General features: G+C 60.0%; 13 protein-coding genes. 7 read left to right on the forward strand and 6 right to left on the reverse strand.

The window, feature by feature from the left end:
* Window positions 1–235: 235 nt before the first annotated feature.
* Together J3L12_RS00455 and J3L12_RS00460 are read left to right on the forward strand one after the other, a co-directional pair.
* On the forward strand, window positions 236–1,807 hold the full coding sequence (locus J3L12_RS00455; RefSeq protein WP_208013065.1) for a DNA repair protein RecN: 1,572 nt from the start codon (window positions 236–238) through the stop codon (window positions 1,805–1,807).
* 92 nt (window positions 1,808–1,899) lie between these two features.
* The gene (locus tag J3L12_RS00460; RefSeq protein WP_208013066.1) at window positions 1,900–3,246 is read left to right on the forward strand and encodes a sensor domain-containing diguanylate cyclase; all 1,347 of its coding nucleotides are present in this window, start codon (window positions 1,900–1,902) and stop codon (window positions 3,244–3,246) included.
* Here the strand turns inward: J3L12_RS00460 and J3L12_RS00465 are convergent.
* From J3L12_RS00465 to gmk, 4 genes are all read right to left on the reverse strand, one after another.
* Window positions 3,232–3,852, reverse strand: a complete 621-nt coding sequence (locus tag J3L12_RS00465) for a MarC family protein (protein WP_208013067.1) — start codon at window positions 3,850–3,852, stop codon at window positions 3,232–3,234. The genes J3L12_RS00460 and J3L12_RS00465 overlap by 15 nt on opposite strands.
* A 90-nt stretch (window positions 3,853–3,942) precedes the next feature.
* The gene (gene argR, locus J3L12_RS00470; protein WP_208013068.1) at window positions 3,943–4,401 is read right to left on the reverse strand and encodes an arginine repressor; all 459 of its coding nucleotides are present in this window, start codon (window positions 4,399–4,401) and stop codon (window positions 3,943–3,945) included.
* A 296-nt stretch (window positions 4,402–4,697) separates the two neighbouring features.
* Entirely contained in the window at window positions 4,698–5,006 is a 309-nt protein-coding gene (gene rpoZ / locus J3L12_RS00475; protein WP_208013069.1) for a DNA-directed RNA polymerase subunit omega, read from the reverse strand.
* Between the two features lie 52 nt (window positions 5,007–5,058).
* Window positions 5,059–5,730, reverse strand: coding sequence for a guanylate kinase (gene gmk / locus J3L12_RS00480; protein ID WP_208013070.1), 672 nt, complete (start codon window positions 5,728–5,730; stop codon window positions 5,059–5,061).
* Between the two features lie 264 nt (window positions 5,731–5,994).
* Between gmk and J3L12_RS00485 the strand changes: the two genes are divergently transcribed.
* From J3L12_RS00485 to J3L12_RS00495, 3 genes are all read left to right on the forward strand, one after another.
* Window positions 5,995–6,840: a transposase gene (locus tag J3L12_RS00485; protein ID WP_208013071.1), complete on the forward strand. Its 846-nt coding sequence runs from the start codon at window positions 5,995–5,997 to the stop codon at window positions 6,838–6,840.
* 127 nt (window positions 6,841–6,967) lie between these two features.
* Window positions 6,968–8,428, forward strand: coding sequence for a glycoside hydrolase family 13 protein (locus J3L12_RS00490; protein WP_208013072.1), 1,461 nt, complete (start codon window positions 6,968–6,970; stop codon window positions 8,426–8,428).
* Between the two features lie 502 nt (window positions 8,429–8,930).
* Window positions 8,931–11,966, forward strand: a complete 3,036-nt coding sequence (locus J3L12_RS00495) for an adenosylcobalamin-dependent ribonucleoside-diphosphate reductase (protein WP_208013073.1) — start codon at window positions 8,931–8,933, stop codon at window positions 11,964–11,966.
* A gap of 402 nt (window positions 11,967–12,368) precedes the next feature.
* On the opposite strand, the gene lon is transcribed toward J3L12_RS00495, so the two are convergent.
* Both lon and J3L12_RS00505 read right to left on the reverse strand, forming a co-directional pair.
* On the reverse strand, window positions 12,369–14,750 hold the full coding sequence (gene lon / locus J3L12_RS00500; protein ID WP_208013074.1) for an endopeptidase La: 2,382 nt from the start codon (window positions 14,748–14,750) through the stop codon (window positions 12,369–12,371).
* A 195-nt stretch (window positions 14,751–14,945) separates the two neighbouring features.
* Window positions 14,946–15,161: a hypothetical protein gene (locus J3L12_RS00505; protein ID WP_208013075.1), complete on the reverse strand. Its 216-nt coding sequence runs from the start codon at window positions 15,159–15,161 to the stop codon at window positions 14,946–14,948.
* 515 nt (window positions 15,162–15,676) lie between these two features.
* On the opposite strand from J3L12_RS00505, the gene J3L12_RS00510 reads away from it, so the two are divergent.
* Together J3L12_RS00510 and preA are read left to right on the forward strand one after the other, a co-directional pair.
* The gene (locus J3L12_RS00510) at window positions 15,677–17,008 is read left to right on the forward strand and encodes an NAD(P)-dependent oxidoreductase (protein ID WP_347708812.1); all 1,332 of its coding nucleotides are present in this window, start codon (window positions 15,677–15,679) and stop codon (window positions 17,006–17,008) included.
* 71 nt (window positions 17,009–17,079) lie between these two features.
* A complete protein-coding gene (gene preA, locus J3L12_RS00515; protein ID WP_208013076.1) occupies window positions 17,080–18,465 on the forward strand; it encodes an NAD-dependent dihydropyrimidine dehydrogenase subunit PreA in 1,386 nt (461 codons plus the stop codon).
* Window positions 18,466–18,516: the final 51 nt, after the last annotated feature.

Genomic DNA, 18,516 nt, shown 5'->3' on the forward strand with positions numbered 1-18,516 from the left:
TAGCGGATAGCCGAGTTCAAGCGGTCTTTGGTGGGTTCGCCAACAGGGTCTTTTTATGGTCGTTCAGCTTCTGACAGGTCGCGTGTCTCAGGTCTCAAGTCGCAGGTCGAGATAGTTACTACTTTCAGCCTTTGGCTTTAGACTTTTGCCAAAAAATAGTTGTCGCTGAGGTAAGAGGGCGTTCGCTCGAGTATTCTGTTGCTAACAAAACGAATGTGATACCCTGATTTTGGGTATGTTGGAACGCCTCGAGGTGCAAAACCTGGCGGTGCTGGAGCGGGTGGCGCTCGAGTTTGGCCCTGGCCTGACGGTGCTTACGGGTGAAACCGGCGCGGGCAAGAGTGTTTTGGTAGATGCTTTATCGCTGCTCCTGGGCGAAAAAGCCGAGGGCCTGATGCGCCCTGGGGCGGATACCCTGCTGGTAACGGCTTTCTTCGATGGCAAGAGCCTTTCGCGCAAGGTATCCCAAGGGCGCAGCACCCCGCGCATTGAGGGCGAGGTGGTAAGCCTCAAAGAACTCAGCGAGGAGGCTGCTAAGCACCTGGCGATACATGCCCAGCACGCAGTCCTGGCACTGTTTAGCCGCAAAGCCCAGCGCAGGCTGCTCGATTCGCAAGTTGAGGCGGGTCTGCTCGAGCAGTACCAGCAGGCCTACGCGCATTTTCAGGCCATTCTGAGCGAGACCGAACGCCTCGAGGCAGCCGCCCGTGAACGCGAGCGCAAGCTGGATATTCTGCGCTTTCAGACCAGCGAAATAGACCAGGCCAGGTTGGTGATAGGGGAAGATGAGCAGCTCTTGCAGGAGGCGGAACGGCTGCGCCACCTCGAGACCCTGCGCGAGCGAGTGTCGGCGGCCATTGCAGCGCTCAGCGGGGATGGCGATGCCCTGGGTCTGGTTACGCTGGCCTCACGAGAAGTGAAGGCGGCGGGGCGTTTCGATGTACAACTAGAGCAACTGGGCCGCGACCTCGAGAGCGCCCTGGACGGCCTGCGGGCGGTGAGCCGCGAACTCGAGGACTATCTGGAGGGCCTCGAGGCCGACCCAGAGCGCCTCGAGGAAGTGGAAGCCCGGCTCGCCCTGATCGAAAAACTCGGACGCAAGTACGGCGAGGGCATCCCGGCCATCCTGGCCTTTGCCGAGGCTGCCCGGCGTGAGCTGACCGAACTCGAGGGTGCCGAGGATCGCCTGGCCCAGCTTTACGCCCAGAAAGAGAGTGCCTGGAGTGCGCTCATGTTGGCGGGCGAGCGGCTCTCCCTGGCCCGTGCCCAGGCTGCCGACCGGCTATCCAGACAGGTGAGCGAAGAGATTCGTGCCCTGGGGATGCCCGCGGCCCGCTTCCAGGTGGGGCTTTTGCCCCTGGATCACCCCGGCCCCGATGGGCTGGAAGAGGTGCAGTTGTTGTTTTCGGCCAACCCCGGCCTGGGCGAAGCCCCCCTGGAAAAAGCCGCCTCGGGCGGAGAGCTATCGCGGGTGATGCTGGCGCTGGCCCTGCTGACCGGTTCGGAAGCCGATACAGTGGTGTTTGACGAGGTGGACACCGGGGTAGGCGGCGAAGCGGCCTGGCAGGTGGCCGAACGCCTGGCAAGGCTGGCCCAGCAGCGCCAGGTGCTGGTGGTGACCCACCTTCCACAAATCGCAGCCCGGGCCCAAACCCACTACCGGGTGGTCAAGAATGGCCAGTCGGTGCAGGTGCAGCGGGTAGAGGACGAAGAGCGGGTGCGCGAGCTGGCCCGCATGCTTTCGGGCAGCTATTCTGAAGCAGCCCTCGAGCATGCCCGTGAACTGCTCCTGGGCTCGGTCACGTAACAGTTAATTACTGTTGCGTAATGCTTGGGGTCGCTCCTAGACTTAAACCTTATAGGTAACCCCCTTATATCTGCCACCCTATATCCATACCTATGAGCACCCCTGCCCCTCCCCTCGAGCCAGAAACCCTAAACTGGCTGAACCAGCTTCCAGAGGCCGTGGTGTGGCTGGACGAAAAAGGGCAGGTTGGTTGGTGCAACCCCGTGGCCACCACCCTCATCCCAGACCCCAATCCCTTGGATAAGCGGCTGGAAAACTGGTTTCAACCTGTAGCACGTGAATCGCGAATGCACGAGCCGATGAATGCCGGTTGGTGGCAGAACAACCCTCAAAGAGGATTAGTGGGCATGGCCGGCAAGCGGTGGCGTTGGTTCCAGGTCAGCCTGGCCCCTTACAAAAACGGCCAACTGTGCATCCTGAGCGAGGTGACCCGCGAGTACAACCAGGCCCTGGCCTATCACTCCTCCCTCGAGGTGCTTGCCAGCCTGCTCACCCAGGAAGAAAAACTCGAGGAGCTCCTCATGCGGGTGCTGCAAACAGCCGTCGAGGTGGTTCCGGGGGCCGAGGCCGGAAGCCTGACCCTGCTGGAAAACGGCGAGTTCCGATTTGTAGCCCAGATTGGCTTTGCCGAGGAGTTGACCCAGCATGCCCTGTCTTACAACCACGAACTGGCCTGGTACGGGCTGGGAGAGGAAGCCTGGTTGCTGGGCAAACCCCGCTTGCTGGTATCGCCTCACATTCAAGAACGAACCCGAAAGCACATCTCCCACGAGCTCGATATGTTCAATCAGGTGGGCAAGCTCGAGGAGCTAAAGGCCACCGTGACCGTTCCGATTGTGCTGCAAGGCCGGGTGATGGGCACCCTCAACCTCGATTCGCTCACCTCGACCGAGGCCTTTCCTCCCGAGAGCCTGACCATTGCCCAGACCTTTGCCCTACAGGCCGCTACGGTGCTGTACGGCCTGCTTACCCGCCGGAATCTGTCCGAGCTGGCCCTGAGCGATGCCCTTACGGGGCTGGGTAACCGGCACGCCCTGGAAGAGAATTTCCCCAAAGTTCGAGCCCAGGCCGAACGTCTGGACATGCCCCTGACGCTCATTTACTGGGACATGGATGGCCTCAAACGGATCAACGACCAGTACGGTCATGCCGCAGGCGATCAGGCGCTCAAAATTCTGGCAACCGCCCTCAAGAGCGTCTTCCGCCAGGAGGATCAGGTCTTTCGCATCGGGGGTGACGAGTTTGTAAGCCTGCACCTGGGGTTGCCGCTTTCCGAAGTGCCCGAGATGGTGCGCCGGGTGCGCTCGGCCATCCACGTCGAGGTGAGCGCAGGAGCCGTGGACATCCCTCCCCTCCAGGATTTACAGGCCGCTCTTGCGCAGGCCGATCAGGCCATGTACAAAGACAAGCGCCGGGTTCGCAGCTCACTCGAGCTTTAGCAAAACCCGCACCCCATCGGCCACGTACTGTACCGCCAGGGCTGCCAGCAGTATGCCCAGCACCCGGGTAATCACATTGATGCCGGTGCGACCCAGCGAACTCGAGAACTTCAGGGCGGCCCTGAGCGACCAGTAGGTCAGGAACAAAACCGCTGCCGCCATCGCCAGAACCAGCGCGAAACCCACAATCCCCTGGGGGGCCGACCCGGCCAGAATCAGCACCCCCGCCAGGGTGCCCGGCCCGGCAATCAGCGGAATAGCCAGGGGAAATACCGAGATATCGGCCCGGGCCTGCGACTCGGCATGTTCCTCGTCGGTCTCGCGCTCGAGCTGGGCGTTGATCATATCCAGCGCAATCTTAAACAAAAGCAAACCCCCCGCCACCTTCAGCGCCTCCAGGCTGATGCCCAGATAACGCAAAATCACCCCCCCCAGCAAGGCAAAGGCCAGAACCAGCAGGCCCGCCACCAGGGTTGACCTGAGCGCAATGCGCTTTTGCTCCTGATAGCTGCGGGTGCCCACCAGGGCCAGGAATAGCGGAATCAGGCCGATGGGGTCAATCAGCACAAACAGGGTCAGAAAGGCCTTGAGAGCAAACTCGACCATCGTGATTCCATCCTCGAGGGCAGAAAAGCACCAGGCAGGGGGTTTATTACCGCCAAACTGCTTCGCCAGGCCCCCTGGCTGCCCTGGTGTTCAGGTTAGCAACCCTTCGAACTCCTCTTGCAGAGCCTCTGCATCCTGAACCGTGCGGCCCACCACCAGAATTGAATCCTCTCCTGCAATTGTGCCCACAATATCGTCCCGGCGCAGCCGGTCAATCAGCAGCGCGATGCCGGAAGCATGCCCTTCAGACACTTTGAGCACCAGCACATTCTCGCCCCGGTCTACATCCCGCACAAAGGTTGGAAAAATGCGTCGGAGTTCTTCCATTACATCTTCCGCCAGGTCGAGCTGGGCCAGGGCGTATTTGTGCTTTCCCCGCCCCAGCGGAACCCGTACCAGGCGCATTTCGTTGATGTCGCGGCTCACCGTAGCCTGGGTTACGTCATAGTTTAGCTTACGCAGCCGATCCACCAACTCGGCCTGGGTCGATATGCTCTCTCGGGAGATAATTTCTTGAATAGCCCGGTGACGCTGTTCCTTGCTTGCCATAGCGATTGCTCCCCGAATCTCGATTTGTGATTATACAGGTCGCATGCGGTTTGGGATGCTTGCCACCTTCTCAGACGTGGCCGCCCAGTCGGGCGCTACTGCCCTACAACAAAGGATTCTTATTCTCGGACAGCTCGATTTTTGTGTAGGGCGCTCTATACAGACTGCCTGCCCAATGCTCGAGGCAGGATATACGATGCAGAGGGGTCACTTTTCATCTGCACAGGCCGCCCGGCCCGTGCATGAAGATGCGGACTGACCAAAGTTGGCTCGCTAGCAATAGAGCTCCGCGCCCATCAATCAGCAGGCTCGATGACTTCGCGGGGGTACATCTGATCGAGGAATTTGGTCAGGCGATCCTCGGTAATCAAGCCTTCGCCAATCTGAAGGCGCCGGGTCTGGAGTTCTTGCATGGCCCAGGTGACTGCATTGGGGTCGGGTTTTTCACCCTCCAGCGTGCGCATGCGGGGTATCTCGTCGCTGTTCAGCACGGTGTTTTTGAAGTCGTAGCGCAGCAACTGTTGGGCGCGCTTTGCCGTCACCACGGTCAGGCGGTATTTGGAGTCGGTCAGGGCCAGAAGGGTATCAATGCCGGGTTCTGCCATAGCTCTACCTCTACAACTAAGCTCCGATTGTACAGCACAAGGTGAGAAATGTTTACTTGCCCTGCTCGCCCGCCTCGAGCCGCTTGCGCTCGAGTTCATCGAGTTCGCGTTCCAGAACCGGGTCTACCGAGAGGGCGCGGGCCAGTGCTTCGCCCATGCGCGGTTGTAGCAGCCGCTCGGCCTGAATGATGGCGGCAAAGTCGGAGACGGCTTTGTCGAGCTGGTCGTTGACCAGTACATACTTGAACTGGTCGGCCATACGAATCTCTTCTTCGGCCCGCTTGAGCCGCTTGTGAATCTTGGCCAGACTGTCGGTTCCACGCACCAGGAGCCTTCGGCGCAACTCCGACAGCGAGGGGGGAATGATGAAGACCAGAATCGCTTCCGGCATGGCCTGTTTGACCTGTAAAGCGCCCTGTACCTCTATCTCGAGGATCACATCCTGTCCTTTGCTTAGGGCTTCTTCCACCGGCTCCCGGGGGGTGCCGTAGTAGTCGTCTACGTATTGCGCCCATTCCAGGAAACCGTTTTGCGCAATTTTGCTTTCGAACTCGGCTTTGCTGACAAAGTAGTAGTCCACCCCATTGCGTTCTCCCACCCTGGGGGGCCGGGTGGTCATCGAGATCGAGTAGTACATACGGTGGTATTCCAGGAGCCTTCCCCGGATGGTGCCTTTGCCCACCCCCGAAGCCCCGGTCATGACAAACAGATTCCCACGCGGCATAACTCGGGCATGGTATCAGAACCGATGACCCAGCGCTACCCGCCCTTCACACAACGACAGGCTTTTATCGTTTTCTCTTTTCCCTCCCCCCTTGCGGGAGAGGGTGGCGACAGCGCCGGCCAGTAAGGTGCTCTTTTGGCCAAATTGAACAATTCTGCCGGTAACCGCTGTCGCCGGGTGAGGGGTTGAAACGACGATGCCCAGGCAAATGCCTTCGTGTGCTACTTGATCTGAACCCCAAGATGTGAAACAAGAGGGGGTGCTATGCACTCAGATCGCGAGCACCCCCTTTACTATCTTGACGCAGAAACCCTCCTGATCGCTACCTATGTCTGGGTAGATGACCAGCTCAAAGCCCTGCAGGCCCAAGGCTTCCGCTTCCCCAAGAAACAAAAGCACCAGAAGGCCACCCTGGCTGAACTCCTGGCCCTCGCCATCTTTCTCCTGCTACAAGGCCAGGATCTCGCCAAAGGCTTCCTCTCCGCTAAAGCCACCCTCAAGGCCTACTTCCCCTCCCTCCCCCACCTCTCCCGCTTCTACCGCGTACTGCAGAAGGCCCAGGGGCTGCTGGCCCACCTCGCAGTGCGTCTTTCCGGGGGAGAAGGCCTTCTCCAGGTGGTGGATCTGAAGCCCCTCCCCCTGGCCCAGGGTCACCACATCCATAGCCTGGATCTCCCTGAAGCCGCCGTGGGGGTGGGCCCTTTGGGAGCCTTCGGCGGGTACGTACTGATGCCGGTGATGAACGAGCGGGGTCTCTTCTTCCGCTATGCCCTCCTTCCTGGGAACGCCCGGGAGACCTGGGGGAGGGAGCTGGTAGCCGACCTGCCCGCGGTCTTGGGGGACCGGGGCTTCCGGTGGGTTCAGGGGGTTCAGACGCCTCCCTACCGGCTTAGGGGAGGGAAGGTGGTGGAGACGGGGTGGCAGGATTGGATGGGGAGGGTGCGCAACTGGATCGAGACCCGGTTCAGTGTAATGGTGCGGTCATTAGGGTTGCACAGGGTAGAAGCCCGCTCCTACTGGGGGCTGGTGGCTCGGGTCAACCTCATCCTTCTGGTGCACAACCTCATTCGCAGCCGGGTTCTCCTGAAGATGGCTGGGGTGGAGTTATGAGGTAGCACACGAAGGAATGATAAGAGCCTTCACATAACGAAATCCTGGTTGCCTACACTTGAGATTTCGTCTGTAAGGTTTAGACTAACCCCTGGCAACGTGCAGACGTTTTCGCGTGGGAGTGTGAATGACACCAGAATGGGTCAAGGATGCCGTTTTTTATCAGATTTTTCCAGACCGTTTTCGCATGGGGGCCGGGCCCCCGGCCAGCCCAGCACCGGTACAAAGTGGCTTTGAAGCCTGGGACGCCCCCCCCACCTTGCGCGGCTTCAAGGGCGGCAACCTCTGGGGCGTGATCGAGAAGCTGGACTACATCAAGGAGCAGGGCTTCAACGCACTGTATTTCTGCCCCATTTTTAGCTCTACCGCCAACCACCGCTACCATACCAGCGACTACTTTCAGGTAGACCCCATGCTGGGCGGAAACGAAGCCTTGCGCAAGCTGGTCGAGGAAGCCCACCGGCGCAACATGCGGGTAATTCTGGATGGGGTCTTTAATCATTGCGGGCGGGCCCACTTTGCCTTTCAGCACGTGATGGAAAACGAGGCGGCCTCGCCCTACCGCGAGTGGTTTCACATCTACAAGTTTCCCCTGAACGCCTACGCCAGGCACGCCAACTACGCGGCCTGGTGGAACAACCCCGAGCTGCCCAAATTCAATACCGCTAACCCCGAGTGCCGGGCGTATTTGCTGTCCGTGGCGGAATACTGGTTTCAGTACGGCATTGACGGCTGGCGGCTGGACGTACCCAACGAGATTGACGACGACGAGTTCTGGCGCGAGTTCCGCCGGCGGGTCAAGGCAAAGAACCCTGAGGCCTACATTGTGGGCGAAATCTGGGACGATGCAAGCCGGTGGCTGCAGGGCGATCAGTTCGATGCGGTGATGAACTACCCGCTGGGACGGGCCATTCTGGGCTTTGTGGGGGCAGAGGTGCTGGACAAAGACCTGGCAGCCAAGAGTGGCCTGGGGCGGCTGGAAAGCCTGGGGGCCATGGCCTGCCACCACCGCCTCGAGGAGCTTTTTTGCCGCTACGACTGGGAGATCGTGACCGCCCAAATGAACATCATGACCTCGCACGACACCCCGCGTATTTTTAGCCTCCTGCGGGGGCAGCTCGAGCGGGTACAACTGGCCTTCGCCATGCTTTTTACCCTGCCCGGAGCGCCCACGGTTTACTATGGCGACGAGATCGGCATGGCCGGGGGCCACGACCCCGACAACCGCCGGGGCATGATCTGGGATGAGGCCCGCTGGCAAAAGCCCCTGATGCAAACCATTCAACAGATGGCGGCTCTGCGGCAGTCGCTGCCGGTCTTGCGCCGGGGCCGATACCAGTACCTTTATGCCCAGGATGCCCACCTGGCCTTTGCCCGCACTCAAGGGCAAAGCAGCGTGGTGGTGACCATAAACGCCTCGCCCGAACGCTGGCGAATCAACATTCCGCTGCACGGCCTCTGGCCCAGGGGAGAGCAGGCCATAGACCTGCTGTCGGGTAAGGAGGGTCGGTGTGTGGGAGGCTACCTCGAGGATGGCATTTTGGAGCCCTTTTCCCTGGCTGTCTGGCAGACTCTCGAGCAGGTTTGAAGGTTGAAGTGCGAATAGGGGGGACATCAGGGCCCTCGCTCCCTCTTACTGAGTACGGCTGCGTCAATGGAACAAGACCATCGAATCCAACAACAAATACACCTGTCATCTGGTACGGAATATGGCTAGTGATTGTTGGGGATGGCAGCACTTCGGATTCCTCGGTGCGCCCGGAATGACACTTTTGGCTGGGTTTTTGTGCCGTTCGCGTCACCGCTCTGAGTAGCTAGTCTAAATCGCGAGACTGTTTTTGTTTAGAGCAGAACTGATTTTGGTTCATATACTACTTATAGTAGTAATTCATGAGCATTTCCCCTATATATTTGAACTAAAGGTATTGTTTTTCCCTCGAGACTTAAAGTATTATGTTTGTATCCTAATCACTGGCTTTTTAGAGACCGCTTGTCAAAGCATACAATAGGTAGTAGTATCTAGCGCGGAATCCCCAATATCTTGAGCCACTAGAGTGGCTGGGGAGAACTACTTCAAATTGGAGGACACCATGAATAGCTTCACGCCAGCACTTTTTGATGATCACGCCCAGGCCATCGCCAAGCGCCAGTATATGCAACCTGGCGATGGGGACGTATTTGGAATGTTTCGCCGGGTGGCTACCTGGGTGGCTTCGCCCGAAAAATCTGAACAGGACAAAGCCTACTGGGGTGAGCAGTTTTACCAGTTGATGGCCTCCAAACGCTTCTGCCCTGGCGGGCGGGTGCTGGCCGGAGCGGGCACCCAGCACGGCAACGTACTCAACTGCTTTGTACAGGGAGCCACCGACCACGACCCCAGCAGCTTTGATGGGATTCTGGAAGTAGCGACCAAGCTGGCCCTGGTCACCAAGGTCGGAGGGGGCAACGGGGTCAACCTTGACCCCTATGTCTCGCGCAAGAATGCCGGCCCACGCGGAACCGTGCGCGGTTTCGCCTACATCTCTGCAGAGCACGCCGACGTAGAAGACTTTATCAAGGGCATGATGCGCCCTCCCATCAACCCCGATGGCGACAAGGAAAACATCACCGTGCGCAACTGGACGCGGGTGGTCTACGGCCTTTTGAAGCCCGAACTGGCTGCGCTGGCCCGTCGCAACGGGGTCATGACCGTGCGGGAAAAGCCCGGCGATGTGCTGATGGTACCGGATGATATGCGCGGCATTATCGAAACGGCTAAAGCCGCGCTGAGCCTGGCGATCAAAGGGCAGGAACCCCATGTGGACTTCAGCAGCCTGCGCCCTGAGGGAGCCGAAATCAAGGGCAGCGGGGGTACCAGCAGCGGCCCGGTCAGCTTCCTGGTGGAGATTTACGACAACTTTTTGGAGTGGGCCAACCTGGGGGCCGAGAAAGCGGGCCCCGTGGCCACCCTGCGCTACGTGTATGCGCCGGTGCTGCGGGTGGTAAGGCAGGGTGGCACCCGCCGGGGCGCTGGAATGGCCACGCTTGCTATTGACCACCCCGACCTGCTGGACTTCCTGACCGCCAAAGATCTCGACCGCGAGGCCAGTGAGGGTGATATTTCCACCTTCAACATTTCGATCCTGGTCTCCGAAGCCTTCTGGCAGGTATTGCAGACCGACGGACTGTGGGCGGTTGAACCCTCCGAGGTGCCGGGCAAATACTACCCCTACCCGGTGCAAGGCCCCTACAACGGGGTGTTGCCTTACTTACCCGAACGCGCCCAGGACGGCGCCCGCCCCATTCCGGTGTATGGCGGCAAGGTGCCGGCCAAGTGGCTCTGGCACGAAATTGCCTGGCACGCCTGGGCTACCGGCGAACCCGGTCTGATTTTCGTGGATCGCGTCAATGAGCTTTCGGCCCTCAAGAACCTGGGGCCCCGCTATCAGATTCGCTCTACCAACCCCTGCGGGGAAATCCCCCTCACGGTGGGCGAGCCCTGCGACCTGGGGGCGATTAACCTGGCGGCTTATGTAGAAAATGGCGAGTTCAACTATGCCGCTTTCCGCCAGGATGTTCACACCGCTATCCGCTTCCTGGACAACGTGCTGGACGTGAATGTGTTTGCCCTGGAAGACAACCGTGTTGCCAGCCAGAGTTTGCGCCGTCTGGGGCTTGGGGTAATGGGCCTGGCCGATATGCTCATCAAGATGGGCCTGCCCTATTCTTCGGAGGCGGGCCGCCGGGTGGTGGCCCAGGTGATGAACGTCATGCGCGAGGAAGCCATTGCCGAGTCGGAGCGGCTGGGTCAGGAGCGGGGCGTGTTTCCGCTCTACGAGCAGCACCGGGCGGCCTTCGAGGCGCTGGGCATCCGCCCCCGCCGCAACGTGGCGGTGCTGACAGTGGCCCCCACTGGCACCACCAGCATGTTGATGGGGGTTTCCAGCGGCATCGAGCCGATGTTCTCTCCCTTCATGTGGCGGCGTATTGGCGGGCAGTACAAGGCATTGCTACACCCCTTGTTTGTGGAGATGATGGAACAGTTCCCAGCCGAGGGGCGGTTTGCCACTGCCCCCAAAGGAGAGAGAGGGAGCGAGGAAGGTCGGCTGGTCTGGGATTGGGATGCCATTATCGAAGCTATTCAAGCCAACCACGGCAGCGTGAAGGGTTTGGAGGGCATTCCCAGCGCTATTAGCAATGTGTTTGAAGGGGCCCACGACGTGCCGCCGCTGGATCATGTGCGGATGCAAGGGGTAGTACAGACCGCCTTCGACGCCGAGGGCTACGCGGCCAACTCGCTTTCCAAAACCATCAACCTGCCCAACCAGGCCACCGTGGAGGATGTGGAGGCGGCCTACACCGAGGCGTACATGACCGGTTGCAAGGGCATTACAGTCTACCGCGATGGCAGCCGCGAATACCAGGTGCTCTCGGTGAGCAAGGAAGAAAAGAAAACCCAGAATCACAGCGATGAGACGGTGGCTGTACAGCCTGCCCTGTTAGACGTTCCTGTCAGCCCTGCGGTAGAGCAGGTAGGCCAGCCAACGGTTCGCCCCATCTTTGAGCGCACGGGCCGCCTGGTGGGATACACCGATATGGTCAAACTCACCGCTGCCGACGGCACCCGCCGTGGCTTCCTGGTGACGGTGAACATGCAAGGTGAACACCCGGTGGAGGTCATCCTGACCTCGGGCAAAGCAGGCGATGAGGCCAACGCCGACAGCGAGGCCCTGGGCCGCATCATCTCCAAGGCCCTGCAATACGGTGTACCGGTGGCCGAGCTGGTCAAGACCCTGCGGGGCATCAATGGCGGCCTGTACGGCAGCTACCAGGGCCGTTTTGTGACCAGCAAGGCCGACCTGATTGCAGTAGCCCTGGAAACCACCAGCAAAATCCAGATTGCCGAAGGCGAGCGCAAAGCCGCCCAGATGCCCCTGGACGATAACATGGTGCCCCAGGCCATGCAGCGGGCCATGACCGCGCCCATCCAGGCCAGCAAGCAGCACCTGAACGCACCCCTACAGAACATCCAACCTGCCAAAACCCATACCGGACTGGGCAGGTGCCCCGAGTGTGGGGACGAGAACCTGGTGCGTGAGGAAGGGTGCATGAAGTGCTACAGCTGTGGGTATAGCAAGTGCGGTTAGGCCGGAAGTAGGCTCTTATCATTTACCTGGGTATGGTTGTTTCAACCCCTCATCCGGCGACAGCGGTTACCGCGAGAATAGTTTTATTTGGCAAAAGGAGCACCAAACTTGCCGGCGCTGTCGCCACCCTCTCCCGCAAGGGGAGAGGGAAAGGGGAAAACGATAAAAGCCTGGGTCGGAAACAGAAACTGGGCTGCGGAATGATGTCAACTTTATTTGAACACGCACCATACCGGTCAACCATATCAACATACTCCTCGTAGAGTCTCTGGCTGTGAGCTTTCGGCCTAGGTGTTAAGTGTGGGGATTCATCAACTTGAGTGATAAGTTGAAGTTGTCAGGGGCTTCCAGCCAAACAAGAAAGCCCCTCCCTGACTTGCGGGAGGGGCTATTTTCCGGACTCTAGGCGCCTGCGCCGGGCTGCTGGCGGTTGTCGGTGGGTTGCACCACAGGGGGCATGGCGGGCTCGGGTAGCAGCAGGTACTCCAGCACCTGGCCCACGTCCTCCACCAGTTTGATGTCCAGCCCTTCCAGCACTTCCTTGGGCAGATCCTCGAGCTGCGGCTCATTATCCTTCGGCAGCACGATTTTGTGGATGCCCGCCTGGTGGGCTGCCAGCAGTTTTTCTTTCACTCCACCAATAGGCATCACCTTGCCGCGCAGGCTGACCTCGCCGGTCATGGCGATGTCCATGCGGGCCGGACGACGGCTGAGGGCGCTGGCGATGGCGGTGGCCATGGTGATGCCGGCGCTGGGACCGTCCTTGGGGGTGGCGCCATCGGGGACGTGTACGTGCAGGTCTACCTTGTTGTAGAAGTCCTCGGGCAGGCCGTAAGTCTGGGTGTGCGCCCGCAGGTAGGTGAGGGCGGCCTGGGCCGACTCCTTCATGACCTCACCAAGTTGGCCGGTGAGCGAGAGTTTGCCGCTGCCGGGAACTGCAGCTACCTCAATGGTGAGCAGGGTACCACCTACCGGCGTCCAGGCCAGGCCCTGGGCGGTGCCCACCTGGGGCTCGGTTTCGGCTTTGTCGGGGCGGAAACGGGGGATGCCCAGGTAGGTGGGCAGGTCAGATGCGTCCACCGTGCGCAAGCCTTCCCAGCTTCCCTCGAGCCAGAACTTGGCCCCCTTGCGGGCAATCTTGCCCATCTCGCGCTCGAGGCCCCGCACCCCGGCCTCGCGGGTGTATTCGTTAATCACCCGCATAATGGCGGCATCGGTCACTTCAATCTTGCCCTCCATGCCAGCTTCCTTGACCTGTTTGGGCCAGAGGTACTGGCGGGCGATGGCGGCTTTCTCGAGGTTGGTGTAACCCGGAATCTCGATGACCTCCATCCTGTCCAGCAAGGGCCGGGGGATGGTTTGCAGGGTGTTGGCGGTGGTGATGAAAAAGACCTTGGAAAGGTCGTAGGGCACGTCCAGGTAGTGATCGGTGAAGGTGTTGTTCTGCTCGGGGTCAAGCACTTCCAGCATGGCGCTCGCAGGGTCGCCGCGCCAGTCTGAGCTCATCTTGTCAATTTCGTCCAGCAGGATAACCGGGTTGACCACCCCCACCTGCTTCATGGCGTGGATCAGCTTGCCCGGCATGGCCCCAATGTAAGTGCGGCGGTGCCCCCGGATTTCCGCTTCGTCGCGCACCCCACCCAGCGAGATGCGGTGGAACTTGCGGTTCATGCTCCGGGCGATGCTGCGCCCCAGCGAGGTCTTGCCCACCCCCGGCGGCCCTACCAGTACCAGGATGGGGGCCTTGTTGCGCACCTCCAGGTGGGCGGTCAACTGACGCACCGCCAGGTATTCCAGGATGCGCTCCTTGACATCCTTGAGGCCGAAGTGATCCTCGTCCAGAATCTGGCGGGTGTGGGCAATATCCAGCACCTCGGGGTCGGCTTTGGTCCAGGGAACCTCGGTCAGCCAGTCCAGGTAGGTGCGGGCCACGGTGGCCTCGGGGCTGCCCTGCTGCATGCGCTCGAGGCGATCGAGCTCCTTGAGGGCCTTGGTCTTGACGGCCTCAGGCATCCCGATTTCTTCGATCTTTTTACGCAGCGCGTCCAGGTCGCTCAGGCCGTCTTCGCCACCGAGCTCTTTCTGGATGGCTTTCATCTGCTCGCGCAGATAGTACTCACGCTGGTTGGTGTCCATCTGTTCCTTGACCCGCTGAGCCACCCGCTTGTCCAGTTCGAAGCGCTCCAGATCCCGGCTGAGCAGTTCCAGCACCTTCTTGAGCCGGGCCTCTATATCGGTCAGCTCGAGGATTTCCTGCTTTTCGGCTACCGTCCAGGTCGCGTGATAGGCGATGGTGTCGGCCAGCATGGCCGGGTCGGTGGTGCCCTTCACGGCCTCGAGCTGGTACCGATCCAGCCGCAGCGACTTGTGGCTGGTCACGTATTTGTCGAAAGCGTCCTTGAGTTCTTCCACCAGCACACGGGTCACCGCCTCGTCGGCGGGGAATACCTCGGAGTACACCTCACCTCGAGCCCGCAGGTACGGCCCCGCAATGTAATCCTTGACCTCGGCCCTGGCGCGGGCCTCGACCATCACCTGCAAGGTGCCATCGGGCAGACGCATGGCCTGCTTCACCACGGCCTGCACCCCCCATGTGTACAGGTCGTCCTGGGTGGGATCGTCCACTTCCGGGTCGCGCTGAGCTACCAGGAAGATGAGCCGGTCGGCACCCATTGCTTCCTCGACCGCACGTTTGCTTTTGGCGCGGCCCACGTCTACCGGGGTCGTGGTATGCGGCAGGATAACCGTATTTCGCAGTGGAATGACCGGCAGTTCTAAGCGCATAAGGTATCTATCTCCTGAGTTCCGCCTGGGGTTCATCGCTCTCTCGGCGGGATGGGAGCGATATATATTCTGATTTTATAGGGTGACGGGGCATGGATAGGGTCAAATCTTACACTTAGGCTACTTGAGCCTACCTTACTCAAGGATTGTTTAGCGAATTCTCGAAGTTGTAGCATCTATCGTCCCAAAAGGCCGTTATGGAGCGGGGATGCGCTGGACATCACTGACGTTCCCCAAAATAAGTTCAACCTTCAGGTATTCGCCTGGCTTGGGGGCTGGGTTCAAAAAGGTATCCTGAAATCGCACGCGAATGGCGCTGCTGTCCGTTTGTAAGACCACATCATAGAAAACCACTCCATGAATGCTTGCGGTCTGGACTTGCAAAACGGAGCCTACCAGGGTCTCATACACAAGCTAATTTTACGACCAGATGACCTTGTTATGGAGTTTTGCCCCCAGCTACTTCTGAAGGGTGCATCTGGTGCTGCTTCAGATGCTGGGCACCATCAAGGCAAAAACCACCAGGAGAGTGGCTGCAATCGTGCCGGTAAGAATGTCCAGTAGCAAGTCGCGGGCAACATTTTTATCGGGAGTTGTTCGTTTAAGCGCCATGAAATATGTATATGACAGAATGCCATTTAAGTCAAGACATAACAGAGGAGCTGGGTTTCATTTTTGACACAATTTTCGCACCTCAAAAAAGAGCTGTTTGGGAATTCATTCACGGCTTTGCATAAAGCAATGCCTTCTGGCTGGAAAACACGTGCTTGACAACGTTGTAAACTGGCCCGTATATTCCTGTTAGCAAAAACCAACTGGGTTAAATCGGCTCCCGTGAGGGCACGAACCGTCTTAGTGATCAATCACCGAGAGGGTTTTTGCCCTTTATTTTTGGCGAAAAGCCTCATCCCGATAAAGGAGGAAGCGTGCAGATCATCAAGCCAGAAGAAGTCCTATCCGAATACTACCCCCCCCTGACCGACCACGAGGCGCTGGTCGAAGCCAACCGCTGCCTCTACTGCTACGACGCCCCCTGCACCCACGCCTGTCCCACCCACATCGACATTCCCAAGTTCATCAAAAAGATTGCCAGTGGGAACGTGGTGGGCTCAGCCCGCACGATTCTGGAGTCCAACCTGATGGGGGCCACCTGCGCGCGGGTCTGCCCCGTGCAGGAGTTGTGTGAGGGGGCCTGTGTGCTGGGGGCGGAGCACAAACCCATTGCCATTGGGCGCTTGCAGCGCTATGCAACCGATTACGTGTACGAGCGCGGGATTGACGTGTTCAAGCCAGGCCCCCCTACGGGCAAGAAGGTCGCGGTGATTGGGGCGGGGCCCGCGGGCCTGACCTGCGCCGGTGAGCTGGCCAAGCTGGGGCACAGCGTCACGGTGTTCGAGAAGCGTGAGCTCCCCAACGGGCTCTCGACCTATGGCATCATCGTGCTGCGTGAGCCGGTGGAGGTGGCCCAGGCCGAGGCCGATATGGTTCGGCGGCTGGGTGTGGAGATCAAAACCCAGATGGAGCTGGGCCGAAACCTTTCCTGGGACGAGGTTAAGCAGGCTTTTGATGCGGTGTTCCTGAGCGTGGGTTTGGGGGCTGTGCCCAGGATGGGAATTCCGGGAGAGGAGTACATCCTGGACGGCCTGCAGTACATCGAGACCTCCAAGATGAACCCTGGAAGCTTGAAGGTGGGGCAGCAGGTGGTGGTGATTGGGGCGGGTAACACCGCGGTGGACTGCGCTACCATTGCCAAGCGCCTGGGGGCCGAGCGGGTCACGATGGTCTACCGCCGTACCGAACGCGAGATGACCGCCTACGATTTCGAGTACAGCTTTGTAAAAAACGAAGGGGTGGAGTTCCGCTTCCTGACTCAGCCCGTAGAGGTGCTGGTGGAGAACGGCCAGGTGGTGGGCCTGAAGTGCGTGCGGATGGCCCTGGGGGCCCCCGACGCCTCGGGCCGGCCCGCCCCCCTGCCTGTGCCTGGGTCAGAGTTTGTGTTGCCCTGTGATCAGGTGGTGAAGGCCATCGGCCAGGAGAAACCAGCGGTGGCCAGGCTGCTGGGCCTCGAGACCGAGAAGGGCTTCATCAAGGTCAACCAGAACTACGAGACCAGCCTGCCCGGCGTTTTCGCCGGGGGCGACTGCATCCGGGCCAAAGGCGCAGCCTCTACCGTGATGGCAGTGCAGGACGGCAAACTGGCGGCGTTTGCGATTCACCGCAACTTAGTGGCTGGCGTGGGAGCAGCCGCCGATGATTGATTTGGCGAAACAGAGGTCGCTTTTTTTGGCTATGAGCCTTTAGCTTTCAGCGCGACCGAAAGGAGCACATAATGGCAGACCTTAGCATCAACTTTGCCGGCATCAAGTCCCCCAACCCCTTCTGGTTGGCTTCCGCGCCCCCCACCAACTCGGGCGCACAGGTGCACCGGGCCTTTGAGCACGGCTGGGGTGGGGCGGTCTGGAAGACCATTGGGGCGCCGGTGCTGAATGTCTCGAACCGCTATGGGGCCTGGCACTACGGGGGCCAGAAAATGCTGGCCATCAACAACGTGGAGCTGATCTCCGACCGGCCCCTCGAGGTCAACCTAAGAGAAATCCGCGATGTGAAGCGCCACTGGCCCGACCGTGCAGTCATTGTCTCCGCCATGGTCGAGTCCAAGCCCGAAGCCTGGCGCGATATCGTGATGCGTATTGAAGATACCGGAGCCGACGGCATCGAGCTCAACTACGGCTGCCCCCACGGCATGAGCGAGCGGGGTATGGGCAGCGCGGTCGGTCAGGTGCCCTCGTACTGCCAGATGATTACCTCCTGGGTCACCGAAGTGGCCAAAATTCCGGTCATTGTGAAACTGACCCCCAATGTGGCCTCGGTGGTGCCGCCCGCTCGAGCGGCCCTGGCGGCGGGCGCCAATGGGCTCTCCCTGATCAATACCATCAACTCCATCGTGGGGGTGAACCTCGATACCCTGGAAATCACCCCCAATATCGGAGGGAAGGGCGGCCACGGAGGGTACGCAGGCCCGGCTGTTAAGCCGATAGCGTTGAATTTGTTGTCCTCGCTAGGGGTAGACGACGAGGTTCGCCGCTACGGGGTGCCCATCTCGGGCATGGGGGGCATCTCGACCTGGAAAGACGCCGCCGAGTTTCTGCTACTGGGCGCAACCAGCCTGCAGGTCTGCACGGCGGTCATGCACTATGGCTTCCGCATCATCGAAGACCTGGTGGACGGCCTCAACGCCTGGATGGATGCCAAGGGCTTCAAAACCATCTCCGACGTGGTGGGCAAGAGCCTGCACAGAATCTCCGACTTCAACGACTTCGACCTCTCTTTCCGGGCGGTGGCGCGCATTGACCCCGACAAGTGCATCCGATGCAACCTGTGCTACGTGGCCTGCAACGATACCGCCCACCAGTGCATTGACCTGGTTGATGCCAGCGGCAGCGTGGTGCCGCCCTTCCGCTACGACGTCCACTCCAACGGCAAGCTCGAGGCCGTGAGTACCCGCCCCCAGCCGGTGGTGCGCGAAGAAGACTGCGTGGGCTGCCGCCTGTGCCACAACGTCTGTCCGGTGGAGGGTTGCATCGAGATGGTAGAGGTGCCCTCGGGCCGTGCAAGCGTCACCTGGCGTGAGCTTACCGAGAAGCGCCCCGAGGTGACCGAGGACTGGGAGGCCATGCTGCGGTACCGGGAGGAGGTAGGCATCGAGATTCATTGAGGCATCCGCAACGGAGCGGCAAGTGTACTTTTCATCTGCAACCCGGCGTAG

This window comes from Meiothermus sp. CFH 77666 (genome assembly GCF_017497985.1).
In the GTDB taxonomy this organism is placed as follows: Bacteria; Deinococcota; Deinococci; order Deinococcales; family Thermaceae; genus Meiothermus.

Bases quoted from the DNA above. Each gene is read 5' to 3' on its own strand.
- preA (WP_208013076.1), top strand. From the start codon at position 17,080: ATGGCAGACCTTAGCATCAACTTTGCCGGCATCAAGTCCCCCAACCCC.
- J3L12_RS00495 (WP_208013073.1), top strand. From the start codon at position 8,931: ATGAATAGCTTCACGCCAGCACTTTTTGATGATCACGCCCAGGCCATC.
- J3L12_RS00485 (WP_208013071.1), top strand. From the start codon at position 5,995: ATGCACTCAGATCGCGAGCACCCCCTTTACTATCTTGACGCAGAAACC.
- J3L12_RS00455 (WP_208013065.1), top strand. From the start codon at position 236: ATGTTGGAACGCCTCGAGGTGCAAAACCTGGCGGTGCTGGAGCGGGTG.
- lon (WP_208013074.1), bottom strand. From the start codon at position 14,750: ATGCGCTTAGAACTGCCGGTCATTCCACTGCGAAATACGGTTATCCTG.
- gmk (WP_208013070.1), bottom strand. From the start codon at position 5,730: ATGCCGCGTGGGAATCTGTTTGTCATGACCGGGGCTTCGGGGGTGGGC.
- J3L12_RS00460 (WP_208013066.1), top strand. From the start codon at position 1,900: ATGAGCACCCCTGCCCCTCCCCTCGAGCCAGAAACCCTAAACTGGCTG.
- J3L12_RS00490 (WP_208013072.1), top strand. From the start codon at position 6,968: ATGACACCAGAATGGGTCAAGGATGCCGTTTTTTATCAGATTTTTCCA.
- rpoZ (WP_208013069.1), bottom strand. From the start codon at position 5,006: ATGGCAGAACCCGGCATTGATACCCTTCTGGCCCTGACCGACTCCAAA.
- J3L12_RS00465 (WP_208013067.1), bottom strand. From the start codon at position 3,852: ATGGTCGAGTTTGCTCTCAAGGCCTTTCTGACCCTGTTTGTGCTGATT.
- argR (WP_208013068.1), bottom strand. From the start codon at position 4,401: ATGGCAAGCAAGGAACAGCGTCACCGGGCTATTCAAGAAATTATCTCC.